13 protein-coding genes are annotated in these 12,882 nt (G+C 71.4%); 7 read left to right on the top strand and 6 right to left on the bottom strand.

All coding sequences use genetic code 11. The features are described 5' to 3' along the window. Nucleotides 1-922: (Fe-S)-binding protein (locus FRW57_RS09350; RefSeq protein ID WP_203230281.1), on the top strand; the 922-nt coding region annotated here is incomplete at its 5' end. 42 nt (nucleotides 923-964) lie between these two features. Here the strand turns inward: FRW57_RS09350 and mug are convergent. Both mug and FRW57_RS09340 read right to left on the bottom strand, forming a co-directional pair. Then, nucleotides 965-1,540, bottom strand: coding sequence for a G/U mismatch-specific DNA glycosylase (gene mug, locus FRW57_RS09345; protein ID WP_137119874.1), 576 nt, complete (start codon nucleotides 1,538-1,540; stop codon nucleotides 965-967). 131 nt (nucleotides 1,541-1,671) lie between these two features. Further along, complete coding sequence (locus tag FRW57_RS09340) at nucleotides 1,672-2,502, bottom strand: LLM class flavin-dependent oxidoreductase (protein WP_162308102.1); 831 nt, start codon at nucleotides 2,500-2,502, stop codon at nucleotides 1,672-1,674. 106 nt (nucleotides 2,503-2,608) lie between these two features. Between FRW57_RS09340 and FRW57_RS09335 the strand changes: the two genes are divergently transcribed. Beyond that, a complete protein-coding gene (locus FRW57_RS09335) occupies nucleotides 2,609-3,097 on the top strand; it encodes a flavodoxin family protein (RefSeq protein ID WP_137119876.1) in 489 nt (162 codons plus the stop codon). Further along, nucleotides 3,094-3,999, top strand: coding sequence for a sulfotransferase domain-containing protein (locus tag FRW57_RS09330; RefSeq protein WP_137119877.1), 906 nt, complete (start codon nucleotides 3,094-3,096; stop codon nucleotides 3,997-3,999). The genes FRW57_RS09335 and FRW57_RS09330 overlap by 4 nt, the downstream gene beginning before the upstream one ends. On the opposite strand, the gene FRW57_RS09325 is transcribed toward FRW57_RS09330, so the two are convergent. Further along, on the bottom strand, nucleotides 3,987-4,961 hold the full coding sequence (locus FRW57_RS09325; protein WP_238384457.1) for a D-2-hydroxyacid dehydrogenase family protein: 975 nt from the start codon (nucleotides 4,959-4,961) through the stop codon (nucleotides 3,987-3,989). The two genes, FRW57_RS09330 and FRW57_RS09325, sit on opposite strands and share 13 nt — an antisense overlap. A 186-nt stretch (nucleotides 4,962-5,147) precedes the next feature. On the opposite strand from FRW57_RS09325, the gene FRW57_RS09320 reads away from it, so the two are divergent. After that, the gene (locus tag FRW57_RS09320; RefSeq protein ID WP_137119878.1) at nucleotides 5,148-5,549 is read left to right on the top strand and encodes a hypothetical protein; all 402 of its coding nucleotides are present in this window, start codon (nucleotides 5,148-5,150) and stop codon (nucleotides 5,547-5,549) included. Between the two features lie 49 nt (nucleotides 5,550-5,598). After that, a complete protein-coding gene (locus tag FRW57_RS09315) occupies nucleotides 5,599-8,880 on the top strand; it encodes a S41 family peptidase (RefSeq protein ID WP_152185875.1) in 3,282 nt (1,093 codons plus the stop codon). Here the strand turns inward: FRW57_RS09315 and FRW57_RS09310 are convergent. Together FRW57_RS09310 and FRW57_RS09305 are read right to left on the bottom strand one after the other, a co-directional pair. Then, nucleotides 8,877-9,326 (bottom strand): VOC family protein, encoded by a 450-nt coding sequence (locus tag FRW57_RS09310; protein ID WP_137119880.1) that lies wholly within the window; start codon nucleotides 9,324-9,326, stop codon nucleotides 8,877-8,879. The two genes, FRW57_RS09315 and FRW57_RS09310, sit on opposite strands and share 4 nt — an antisense overlap. A gap of 68 nt (nucleotides 9,327-9,394) precedes the next feature. Beyond that, nucleotides 9,395-9,820, bottom strand: a complete 426-nt coding sequence (locus tag FRW57_RS09305; protein WP_137119881.1) for a helix-turn-helix domain-containing protein — start codon at nucleotides 9,818-9,820, stop codon at nucleotides 9,395-9,397. Nucleotides 9,821-9,986: 166 nt separating this feature from the next. Here FRW57_RS09305 and FRW57_RS09300 point away from each other — a divergent pair, with 166 nt between their 5' ends. After that, on the top strand, nucleotides 9,987-10,397 hold the full coding sequence (locus tag FRW57_RS09300; RefSeq protein ID WP_137119882.1) for a VOC family protein: 411 nt from the start codon (nucleotides 9,987-9,989) through the stop codon (nucleotides 10,395-10,397). Nucleotides 10,398-10,426: 29 nt separating this feature from the next. Here FRW57_RS09300 and FRW57_RS09295 read toward each other — a convergent pair whose 3' ends face one another. Then, complete coding sequence (locus FRW57_RS09295) at nucleotides 10,427-11,818, bottom strand: cystathionine beta-synthase (RefSeq protein WP_137120030.1); 1,392 nt, start codon at nucleotides 11,816-11,818, stop codon at nucleotides 10,427-10,429. A 190-nt stretch (nucleotides 11,819-12,008) separates the two neighbouring features. Between FRW57_RS09295 and FRW57_RS09290 the strand changes: the two genes are divergently transcribed. Next, nucleotides 12,009-12,882 (top strand): SGNH/GDSL hydrolase family protein (locus FRW57_RS09290; protein WP_152185874.1); only part of this gene is annotated, 874 nt, incomplete at its 3' end.

The raw sequence follows: 12,882 nt of genomic DNA, 5'->3' as shown, positions 1-12,882 counted from the left end.
CGCGCAGGCAGTGCCCGCTGCCGTGCCGACCGGACTCACCCGCGCCGCCCGGGCCGTGCTGGGCGACGACGACGTTCCGCTGTATGACGAGCGGCTGCCGGCGTCGGGGCGGCGGCGGCAACGGCTCGACCCGCCACGACCCGAGGCGGTGCTCTTCGCGGCCTGCATCGGCACGATGTTCGGCCCCGAACCACCAGAGTGTGATTCGGCCGCCGAGGCGCTCGCGGTGCTGTGCCACCGGGCCGGGGTGCAGGTGCGGACGCCGGACGGCATCGACGGCCTGTGCTGCGGCACGCCGTGGAAGTCGAAGGGTCAGCTGGACGGCTACGCGGTGATGCGCGAGCGCGTGGTCCCTGCCTTGAGGTCGGCGACAGATTCCGGTCGCCTGCCGGTGGTCTGTGACGCCTCGTCCTGCACCCACGGGCTGCAGGGAATGTTGGCCGACGGCGTGGACGGTCTGGGCCACGAAGTCGTCGACTCCGTCGTCTTCGCCGCGCAACGACTGCTGCCTCGCCTCACGGTGACTTCTCCGATCGAGACGATCGTGCTGCATCCGACGTGCTCCTCGACCGAGATGGGCACCACGCAGGCGATGGAGCTCGTCGCTCGGTTCATCTCACCGAAGGTCGTCGTCCCGAACGACTGGGGTTGTTGCGGTTTCGCCGGTGACCGCGGCCTGCTCCACCCCGAGCTGACTGCCTCGGCCACCGCCCCGGAGGCCGCCGAGCTGGCTCGACCGCGGGCCGGCGAGCCTGACGCCACGGTGATGGACGGTCCCGAGGCGCCCGGTGGTGACGGGCCTCCTGGAGCCGGCCACCCGGCATACGCCTCGTCCAACCGGACCTGTGAGATCGGGATGACCCGCGCGACCGGCAAGCCCTACCGGCACATCCTGCAGCTGCTCGAGGAGGCCACCCGCTAGTTGCGACGAAAGTGCGCCGCCCGCCGCCCGCTCTCGCCGCAGCTAACGAGCGGGAGGGACGGCGCCGGCCTCGACGGCCGGCGCCCGGTAGGCATCCCCGAGGGTCTCGGCGGTCTCGTGGGCATTGAGCCCACTCGGGTTGGGCACCACCCAGACCGCCGCGCCCGCAAGGGGCTCCGGCTGCCGTCCGATGCGTGCTCGTGGTGCGGCAAAAGCCTTGCGGTATGCCGTGATCCCCGCCACCGCGACGACGACCGGCTCGTGCTCGGCGACGAAGTCGACCAGGTGGCGCGCGCCCTCACGCAGCTCCTCGCTGGTCAGCTCGTCGGCTCGCGCCGTCGCCCGGGCCACGAGGTTGGTGATGCCGACGCCGCGCGAGAGCAGGTGCGTCCGGTCCTGCGGTGCCATGCCCAACGACGCGTCGATCAGGTGGTCGGTGATGCCCGCCCGCCAGAGCGCGGGGTAGAAGCGGTTGCCCGGACGGGCGAAGTGCGCGCCGGTGGCGGCGGTCCACAGGCTGGGGTTGATCCCGACAAAGAGCAATCGCAGCCCGGGACCGACCAGGTCGGGGACGGTCCGGCCGCGGAATCGTTCGAGCTCGGTTTGGCTGAATCCCACCGCGCCATCCTGCCAAGCGCTCCCTCCAGCCCCACCCCCACCCCGCCGTCGCCGCCGCGAAGTTGCTGGCGAATCGCGTCGTCCGTGACGCGGAACACCAGCAACTCCAGGCGTCGTCGCGACGCGCGGGGTCAGGTGCCGGTGAGCTCCTGGACCAGCGGCGCCAACGCCCGCGCAAATCCGCCCGGCACAGTGATGTAGCTGACACCGGCCACCTCGCGCAGGTGACGCAAGGACGCAACCGCCTTCGGCATGTCCCTGCTCAGCACGCCCGCGGCACCCGCCGCGATGAGGTCGGCGGCCGTCATACCCATCCGCTGCGAGATCCACTCGGGAATCTGGTCGCCGAACCCGGTGATCTGCAGGCTCAGCTCGAGTTCCGCCGTCCGGTCGCCCGCAGCCTGTCTCGCCCGGTGCGCCACGTCGCGCACCGCCTCGGCATCGGCCACCGGAGACACCGCGATCGCCAGCGTGTCAGCGCCGGCGCCTGCGATCCGCATCATTCGCGGCCCCGAGCCCGCAACCACGATCCTGGGCACCGGCGACACCTGTTCTCGCACCGCCGTGATGACCTGCTCGACCCGATCGACGCGCGCGCCGGGGCTACCCCACACCATGCCCAGGTCCTCCGCATCCCGTTCTCCGCCGGGACGGCCCGCGCCGATGCCGAGCTCGAACCGGCCACCGGAGAGGGCCTGCAGCGTCGAGGCGTCACGCACCACCTCGCCGACCGTCCGATACGGCGAGGCGAGCACCCAGCTGCCGACGCGCAGTGTGGTGGTGACGACCGCGGCCGCCGCGAGACCCGCGAACGGCGATGGTGTGCCGAGTGTGTCCGGCAGCAACAGCGTCGTGTAGCCGAGTGACTCCACCTCCTGGGCCATCGTGGGCCACCGGGCGAGGTCGTCCGGCGTGCCGACCACGGCGCCGAAGCGAAACGGACGGGCTGTCGTCGTGTCCATGCGCCCCATCCTGCTCCGCTCGCCGGACACGGGCATCCACTGCAGAGCGCAACCCGACATACCCCGCCGGAGGTACTCGGGTTGCCCCGCGCCATAGTGTTCGACCATGTCTTCACCCCTCCCGTCGGCCACCGCCAATCGCCTACTGGTGGTGCACCACACCCCGTCGCCCGGCATGCAGGCCATGCTCGAGGCTGCGCTCGCGGGAACACACGACGAGCAGATCGAGGGGGTCGACGTCGTCGTCCGCCCAGCGCTCGCCGCCACGGCCGTGGACGTGCTGGAGGCCGACGGTTACCTGCTCGGCACACCAGCCAACATCGGCTACATGTCCGGGGCGCTGAAGCACTTCTTCGACCAGATCTACTACCCCTGCCTTCAAGCGACGACCAAGCGCCCGTATGGCGTGTACGTGCACGGCAACGAGGGGACCGAGGGTGCGGTCAGGGCGATCACCAGCATTGCCGGGGCGCTCGGTTGGGAGCCCGCCGCCGACCCGGTGATCGTGATGGGAGGACCGGACAGGACAGGGCTGCAGGCCTGTCGCGAGCTGGGAGCCGTGCTCGCGGCCACGATCATGCCGGAGACGCTGTGACCGCCCCGATCCGCTACCGCTCGCCGGACGAGGACAGTGCCCGGTGGCTGCACTTCCCCTTCCGGGACGGCGACATCGTGATCAGCACGCGGTCCAAGAGCGGCACGACGTGGATGCAGATGATCTGCGCGCTGCTGGTGTTCCGCAGGCCCCAGCTGCCTGCACCGTTGGGCGACCTGTCGCCGTGGCTGGACTGGCTGGTCGAACCACAGCGGTCGGTGTTTGCCAGGCTCGCGGGGCAGTCGCACCGCCGGTTCATCAAGACCCACACGCCGTTGGACGGGATCGTGCTCGACCCGCGCGCCACCTACCTCGTGGTGGCCCGGCACCCGCTGGACATGGCGGTGTCGCTCTACCACCAGGGTTCCAACATCAGCCGCGAACGGCTCCGCGAGCTCACCGGACAGCAGGAGCCGGCGAGGCCGCCGGCTCCCCGGCCGCCGCTGCACGACTGGTTGCTCGCCTGGATCGAGCGGGACGTGTGCCCCCAGGACTCGATGGACTCCCTGCCCGGCGTCCTGTGGCACCTGTCCGACGCGTGGTCGCGCCGGCACCAGCCCAACATCGCACTTGTGCACTACGACGACCTGAGTCGGGACCTGGAGGGCCAGATGCGCCGGATCGCAGCGTTGCTCCGGATCGAGGTGGCGGTGGACGAGTGGCCGCAACTCGTGGAGGCAGCGACCTTCGAGCGCATGCGGGCCGTCGCACCGGCCGTCATCCCCGACCGGTCCGGCGTGCTCAAGGACCCCGGTGCCTTCTTCCGCCGCGGCAGGTCAGGGGCCGGACGGGAGGTGCTCAGCCCGGACGAGCTCGACCGCTACCAGGCCCGGACGAGGGAGCTTGCCCCGCCGGACCTGCTGACCTGGCTGCACCGTGGCGGTGTCGATCAGACCAGCTGACGCACCGGCGCGCCGTCGAGGAAGGCCCGGATGTCCTCGACGACGTGGGGGAAGTAGGCCTCGCCGTAGTTGCGCCGGGTCACGTAGCCGAGGTGTGGTGTGGCCAGCACGTTCGGCAGCCCCCGGAGCTCGTCCTCGAGGGGCACCGGCTCGTCCTCGAAGACGTCGAGCCCCACCCCGGCGATCACGTTGTGCCGCAAGGCCTCCCGCAGATCGTCCTGGTCGATGGTCCCGGCCCGTGAGGTGTTGACGAGGTAGGCGGTCGGCTTCATCGCCGCCAGCTCCTGCGCTCCGATGAGGCCGCGACTGCGCTCACCCAGCCGCAGGTGGATCGACACGAAGTCGCTCGTGCGCAGCAGCTCCAGCTTCGAGGGAGCCAGCGCGACGCCGCGCTCGGCGCACCGCTCGGCGGTGAGGTTGGGGCTCCAGGCGACCACGTCCATGCCGAACGCAAGGCCGACGGCTGCGACCCGGCTGCCGATCTTGCCGAGGCCCAGGAGGCCTAGCCGGCGCCCGCACAGGTCCTGCCCGACGCTGCTCTGCCACGGTCCGCCCTCGTGGAAGGCTGCGTTCTCTGGAGCCACCTGCCGGGCCAGGCCGAGCAGGAGCGCCCAGGTCAGCTCGGCCGGTGGCTCCGAGCGGCTCGGCGTGCCGGAGACCACGATCCCGCGAGAAGCGGCCTCCTTGGTGTCGATGGACGCGTTGGCCATGCCGGTCGTCACGATGAGCCGCAGCTCGGGTAGCCGCGCCAGCAACCCGGCCGGCAGCGGAGTCCGTTCCCGCATCACCACGAGGATGGCGCAGCCGGCGATCCGCGCGACGAGCTCGTCCTCCCGGAGATGTTCGGACAGCACGTCCACCTCGACCTGGTCGAGGACCGACGACCAGTCCGCCATGGACAGCGCCACCCCCTGGTAGTCGTCCAGGACCGCGCACCGCACCCTCGCCCTCTGCTCCTTCACCGGGCCAGTCTCCCCCACGGGTCAGGCGCAGGCCCCACCTCCCCGCGGGCAGCAGACCTCCGCGGTCTCCCACCGATCAGGAGGAACTGAGCTGGCCCGACCCCGGATCCGGCTCAGGGTCGCGTGGGGTCTCGCTCCGGGTCGTCACCGATGGGCAGCACCCGCGGCTTCGGGGAGGCTCGACACGTGAGCGTCAGCGCACCAGCACCGACCACGCGTCGGTCACCGGGCCTCGGGGGAACGGGACCGACGCGCGGCCGGTTGCGCCTGACCGTTCGCGCGGCCAGCGCCGCGCAGATCGCGGTCGAAGGGCTCAGCCTCGCGTCGTGCCGCTGGTTCAAGGCCGTCGTCCTCGTCGACCTGCTCGTCGTCGCCGTCTTCAACTTCGCGGGCAGCCGATGGGCCGCCCTCGCCTTCCTGCCGGCCAACCTCGTGGTGCTGGCGCTGGTCTCCGGGCTGATCCGGCACGAGGGCTTGGCCGGGGAACGCCGTGGACTTCTCACGGCCACCTGGACGTTGGCCTCCCGGGCGAGAGCCCTCCTCCCCCGCCTGCGCACCCCTGTCACCCTGCACCGTCGCCGAGCCTGAGAGATCCGTTCGGCTCCAAGGCCGGGCCGAGGCAGTTAGGGTCGCGAGAATGACAGCGCACTCCTACCTCCGGTTCCCCCACGTCCGCGGCGAGCAGCTGGCCTTTGTGGCCGAGGACGACATCTGGGTCACCAGCCGGGACGGAGGGAGGGCCTACCGGGTCAGCGCCGACCAGGTGCCCGCCCGGTCGCCCCGCCTCTCACCGGACGGCCGACTGGTGGCCTGGACCGCGGCGCGCAACCAGTCGAGCGAGGTCTACATCGCGCCGACGGACGGCGGCACCTCCACCCAGCTGACCTACTGGGGACAGGACCACACCAGGGTCTGCGGATGGCTCTCCGACACCGAGGTGCTCGTCGTCAGCACCACCGGAGAGGCGGACCGGCCGCGTTCATTCGCCCACGCCGTCCCGGTCGACGGCAGCCCGAGCCGGCGTCTGCCCCTCGGCTGGGCCCACGATCTCGCCCTCCACCCGGTCGACGGTCTGGCCGGCGGCGCCCTGCTCTCCACGACCACCACCGTCGAGCCCGCGTGGTGGAAGCACTACCGCGGTGGCACCGCCGCCCAGCTGTGGCTGGACCGCGACGGCAGCGGCGACTTCACCCGGCTCCTCTCCGGCCTCGAGTCGAGCCTGGTGAGCCCCCTCTGGACGACCACCGAGGACGGCAGGACGCGCATCGGCTTCATCTCGGACCACGACGGCCGCGGCCAGGTCTACAGCGCGCTCCTCGGCAAGCGTCGCAACCCCGGCGTCGCCTCGCTGGAGCGACACACGGACCACGAGCTGTATGCGCGGCACGCCAGCGGCGACGGCCGTCAGGTCGTCTATGTGTCCGGTGGAGAGCTCTACCTGCTCGACTCGCTGGCGCCAGGCTCCGAGCCACGCCGGATCGACGTCCGCCTCGGCGGCGCCCGAGTCGGCTTGGCACCGAAGGTGGTCGAAACCACTGCGGGCAAGCTGGAGACCATCAGCACCGACCGAACCGCACGCGCATCGGCGATCGAGACGAGGGGCCGGATCATCTGGCTGACGCACCGCGACGGACCGGCACGGGCGCTGGCCGACGCGTCCACCGTCCGCCGTCGACTTCCGGCCGTGCTCGGCGACACCGGTCGAGTCGCCTGGGTGACCGATGCCGACGGCGACGACGCGGTGGAGGTCGGCAGGGTCGACGGGACGAGCACCGAGCGGCTGATCGGGCCGGGCAAGGCCGGACGGGTTCTCGAGCTGGCCGCCTCCCCCGACGGAAAGCGGGTCGCGCTCGCGACGCACGACGGCCGTCTCCTGGTGGTCGAGGTCCCCACGGAGCCGATCAGCCGGACTGCCCGGCTGAAGCAGGTGGACACCACGACCCAGGGTGACCTGTCCGGACTGGCCTTCTCCCCCGACTCGCGCTGGCTGGCGTGGTCGGCGCCCGGCGCCGAACCGCTCAGGCAGATCCGGATGGTCGAGATCGGGCGCGCTCGTGCGACCGCGTTCGACGTGACACCGCTGCGGTTCACCGACACCGAGCCGACCTTCACCCGCGACGGCAAGCACCTCGCCTTCCTGTCGGTGCGCAGCCTCGACCCCGTATACGACGCCGTCGTCTTCGACCTGTCCTTCCCCCGTGGTTGCCGGCCCCACCTGGTGCCGCTGGAGGCCACCACCCCCTCACCGTTCGCCCCGCTCGTCGGTGGGCGACCACTCGAGAAGCCCACGGACGAGGGCGGACCCGACTCCGAGAAGCGAGACCAGGACGGCGCGGCGCAGCCCACGCCGCCGACCACCACGGTCGACCGCGAGGGCTTGCACCAACGGATCGTGCCCACCCCGGTGGAGGGTGCCCGCTACAGCGACCTGCGCGCCGTCGCCGGCGGGTTGGTCTGGCGCAAGGAGCCGCTGCACGGCGAGCTCGGATCCGACCTGCCCCACGTCGACGACGACCAACCCCGCGCCACGCTCGAGCACCTCGACCTGACCACGGGGACCGTGCAGACGCTCGCGGAGGCCGCGGACGGCATACAGGTCAGTGGCGACGGCACCCGCTTGGTCGTGTCGGACGGCGACACCCTGCGTGTGCTGCCGGCCACTCGCAAGGTCGAGGACGACGCTCCCGAGCGGGTCGAGGTCGACCTTGACCGGGTGCGGGTCCGAGTGGAGCCCGCCGCCGAGTGGACGCAGATGTTTCACGAGGCCTGGCGGCTGATGCGCGACCACTTCTGGCGCGCCGACATGAACGGTGTCGACTGGGACGGTGCTCGCGACCGCTACGCGGCGCTGTTGCCGCGGCTCGCGACCCACGACGACCTGGTCGACCTCATCTGGGAGCTGCAGGGCGAGCTCGGTTCGTCGCACGCCTACTGCACCCCGCCGTCCGAGCCCGGTGAAGAGGGCTCTCGGCAGGGGCTGCTCGGCGCGGACCTGGCGTACGAGCGCGGAGCCTGGCGGGTCCAGCGCGTCATACCCGGGGAGTCCTCGGAACCTCGGGCGCGCTCTCCGCTGGCCGCCCCCGGTGTCGCGGTGCGGGCCGGCGACGTCATCCTGGCGGTCGACGGTCGCGAGACCTCGGCGACCCGCAGCCCGGGATCGCTGCTGCTCGGCGCGTCGAACAAGCCGGTGGAGCTCACCATCCAGCCGGCCGACGGAGGCGCGGTGCGGGCGGCCGTCGTCGTGCCGACCGCCGACGAGTTCCCGCTGCGCTACCAGGACTGGGCCAACGGGCGGCGGGACTACGTCCACGCCCGGACCAATGGCGCGGTGGGCTACGTGCACATCCCGGACATGGTCTCGGGTGGCTGGGCGCAGCTGCACCGTGACCTGCGCACCGAGGTCGGGCGGGACGCGTTGATCGTGGACGTGCGCGGCAACCGGGGCGGGCACATCTCCGAGCTGATCATCGAGAAGCTGGCGCGTCGCATCATCGGCTGGAGCACGGTCCGTGGCTACGAACCGATGTCCTACCCCGGGGACGCGCGCCGCGGACCGATGGTCGCGGTCACCGACATGCACGCCGGCTCGGACGGAGACATCGTCACCGCCGCGATCCGTGCGCTGGAGCTGGGCCCGGTGATCGGGACCCGCACGTGGGGTGGCGTCATCGGTATCGACGGGCGCTACACCCTGGTGGACGGCACCAAGGTGACGCAGCCGCGCTACTCGTTCTGGTTCCAGCGGTTCGGCTGGGGCGTCGAGAACCACGGCGTCGACCCCGACATCGAGGTGCCGGTCGCCCCGCAGGACCACGTCGCCGGCCGCGACGTCCAGCTCGACCGGGCGATCGCGCAGGTGCAACGACTCCTCGCCAGGACGCCGGCCCTCAAGCCGCCTGCGATCCCGCCGCTGCCCTAGCGCTGACGGGCGGCGGCTGCGCCCGGGCCGAGGATCGGGCCGAGCACCGGGTCGGTGGACGGGTTGTAGGCGACCTCCCACCGGTAGCCGTCCGGGTCGGCGAAGTATCCCGTCACGCCGCCCCACTCACGCTCGGTCGAAGGCGCGATCAGCACACCACCCGCACGGGTGGCATCGTCCAGCACGCGGGCCACCGACTCGGGGTCGGCCACCATGTGTGCCAATGAGATCGGCGCTGCCTCATCGCCTTGGTAGAGCCCGCCCGCCTCGTCGGAGAGCTTGGCGCGGCTCCACAGTCCCAGCAGCATCGCGGGCCCGACCTGGATGAAGGTGACGTCACCGGCGACCTCCATGGCGGGGCTCCAGCCGAGTCCGTCGAGGTAGAACCTTCGCGAGGTCTCCAGATCCCGCACGCCCAGGGTCACCATGCTCATCGATGCGTCCATGCCAGGAGCATGTCACGGCGGGCCCACACGGGCGCAACGACTTTCGAGGACTTGACGCCTCGCCCACGTCACCCGTTCCGTTCCTCCTTCTCCCGCCCGCCCACCGGACGGGACCACCGCATCGCGAAGGAGGTCGGGGCGACCCGGTTCTCCTCCGCCACGGCCGCACGATAGACCGAGGGTGACTGGCCGACGATCTGGCTGAAGGTGCGACTGAAGGTGCCGAGACAGGTGAAACCGACGGCGGTGCAGACGTCGGTCACGCTTCGGTCGGTGTGGCGCAGGAGGAACATCGCGCGTTCGACACGTCGGCGTTGGAGATAGCGGTAGGGCGTCTCGCCGAAGACCCGCTTGAACTCTCGGATGAAGTGGGAACGGGTCAGGTAGGCGACGGCGGCGAGCTGCGTGACGTCCAGCGGCTCGGCATACTTCCGGTCGATCCGGTCCCGCGCGCGCAGCAGCCGGCGGTTGGTGTCCTCCTGGTCCCGGCTCACTCCAGCAAGCCTAGATCCCACCCGCCTCAGGAGCTGCTGGGTGATGGCGTGCTCGGTGACGCCATTCGCCAGCAACTCCGCGGGTGGATCGAGCACTTTTGGAGAAGCATCGGGGAGGCCGGGTGCGTAGCGTTCCACTCACCACTTCACACCTCAGGAGCCGACCATGCTGACCCGCAACAACCTGTCGTCCATCTACGTGCTCGACCAGGACGAGGCGCTGACGTTCTACACCGAGGTCCTCGGCCTCGAGGTCTCTGCCGACGTGAACTTCGGGCCGATGCGCTGGCTCACGGTGCGCGTGCCAGGCGACCGCAAGGAGATCCTACTGGAGCGGCCGGGCCTGCCCGCCCACGACGAGGCCACCGCGGCCCAGGTGCGCGAGTTGGTTTCCAAGGGCGCCGGCGGCGGGTGGCTGGCCTTCACGACCGACGACGTGCAGGGCACGTTCGCGAAGATCGAGGCCGCCGGTGCGGACATCACGCAGGAGCCGATGGAACAGCCCTACGGCACGGACTTCGCGATCCGCGACCCGTTCGGCAACAACATCCGCATCGGCTCGATCCACGCCGGCTGACTGCCCGCGCGGGGGCGGGCAGCTGAGCGCTACTCCACCAGGAAGCCGAGCAGGTCGGCGCGGGTCAGGACGCCCACCGGCTTGCCGCCCTCGATCACCATCACCGCGTCCGACTCCTCGAGCGTATGCCGCGCCGTCGCCACCGGCTCTCCCGCACCGACGAGCGGCAGCGGCTTGCCCATGTGCTTCTCGACCGGGTCGGCGAGGTGGGCCGCACCGGCGAACAGGGCTGCCAACAGGTCGCGTTCGCTGACTGCTCCGGCCACCTCGCCCGCCATGACCGGCGGCTCGGCGCCGACCACCGGCATCTGCGAGACGCCGTACTCGCGCAGGATCTCGATCGCGTCGCGCACGGTCTCGTTGGGGTGGGTGTGGACCAGGTCCGGCAGGTCGCCGGACTTGCCGCGGAGGATCTCGCCGACGGTGCGCTCGGAGGGGGCGTCAACGAATCCGTAGGACGACATCCAGTCGTCGCTGAAGATCTTCGACATGTAGCCGCGCCCGCTGTCGGGCAGGATCACCACGACCACGGCATCCGCGGGCAGGTCGCGAGCCGCGCGCAGGGCGGCGACGACCGCCATACCGCAGGAGCCGCCGACGAGCAGTCCCTCCTCGCGGGCCAGCCGGCGCGTCATGTCGAAGGAGTCGTGGTCGCTGACCGCGATGATCACGTCGACGACCTTCGGGTCGTAGGCCCTCGGCCAGAAGTCCTCGCCGACGCCCTCGACCAGGTAGGGCCGGCCGGTGCCACCGGAGTAGACCGAGCCCTCGGGGTCGGCGCCGACGATCTGGACGCGGCCACCCGCACGGTCGGCCGAGACCTCGCGCAGGTAGCGGCCGGTGCCGGTGATCGTGCCGCCGGTGCCGATGCCGGCGACGAAGTGGGTGACCTTGCCCTCGGTGTCGTCCCAGATCTCGGGGCCGGTCGTCTCGTAGTGCGACGCAGGGCCGTTGAGGTTGGAGTACTGGTCGGGCTTCCACCCGCCGTCGATCTCGCTGACCAACCGGTCGCTGACCGAGTAGTAGGAGTCGGGGTGGTCGGGCGCGACGGCGGTGGGGCAGACGACCACGCGCGCGCCATACGCCTCGAGCACCGCGCGCTTGTCCTCGCTGACCTTGTCGGGGCAGACGAAGACGCAGTGGTAGCCCTTGCGCTGCGCGATGAGGGCCAGGCCGACGCCCGTGTTGCCCGACGTGGGCTCGACGATGGTGCCGCCGGGCTTCAGCTCGCCGGACTCCTCCGCGGCCTCGATCATCTTCAGGGCGATGCGGTCCTTCACCGACCCGCCGGGGTTGAGGTACTCCACCTTGGCGAGGACCGTCGCGGCGACGTCCTTGCCCTCGAAGTCCTTGACCACGGACTGCAGCTTGACCAGGGGCGTGTGGCCGACGAGGTCGGCGATGTGCTCGGCATACTTCACGCTGGTCATCGTCTCAGATCACCACGATGCTCGCGTATGACGGGCTCGCGCCGTGGCCTCTCCTCGCCGGTCACCGTCCGGCCGCCGGGCTGCCTTATCCATGCGACAGGACACCCCACCCTCGGGATACGGTGAGGGAAGACCATGTGCGTCGGGGACGCGCACGATCACGAGGACGTGAGGCGAGGACATGGGTAGGGCCAGGCGGGCGCGCAAGATCGCCGCAACCGCGGCGTTCGGCGGCGGTCTGGGAGCGGCGGGTGCGGGAGCGGTCGGCCTGCTGGGTTACGGCGTGCTCAAGGCCGAGGCGACGCTGGCCCGCCGCGCCGTGGGCGACCCGGTCGCGGACGCACCCGACGACGACGGGCGCTACGGATCCGGTCTCGGGGAGCCGTTCCGGATGCTGGTCCTCGGAGACAGCTCGGCGGCGGGAGTCGGCTGCCAGCGGCCGGAGCAGACCATGGGCGCCATCATCGCGGGCGGCGTGGCTGCCCTCACGGGACGCCCGGTGGACCTGGTCAACGTCGCGGTGAGCGGCGCCAAGTCCCCCGACCTCGACGACCAGGTCGTCCTCGGGCTGCAGCGCCTTCCCGACCCCGACGTGGCCATGATCTTCATCGGCGCCAACGACGTCACCCACCGGCTCGATCGGGTGCTGGCCGTCGGCCACCTGTCGGAGGCGGTCACCGTGCTGCGCGCCGCCGGGGCGGAGATCGTGGTGGGAACCTGCCCGGACCTGGGCGTCGTGCGCCCGATCGCACCGCCACTGCGCCAGATCGCCCGCCGGTGGAGCCGCGACCTCGCCGCCGCCCAGACCGTCGCCGTCGTCGAGGCGGGCGGTCGCACCGTCTCGCTCGGTGACCTGATCGGACCGGACTTCGTCCAGCGTCCGCAGGAGATGTTCAGCATCGACCGGTTCCACCCGTCACCCGCGGGGTATGCGCGGGCGGCGTCTGCCATGCTGCCGAGCGTCTGCGCCGCCCTGGGACTGACGAGCGTCGACACCGGGCGCCAGCCTGACCGGCGTCGCGGCGAGGGTGTCGGCCCGGTGTCGCACGCCGCCG

It is taken from the genome of Segeticoccus rhizosphaerae (assembly GCF_009192725.1).
Lineage (GTDB): Bacteria > Actinomycetota > Actinomycetes > Actinomycetales > Dermatophilaceae > Segeticoccus > Segeticoccus rhizosphaerae.
Note: the sequence above shows the minus strand (reverse complement) of the source record. Positions and strands in the feature narration are given on the sequence as shown.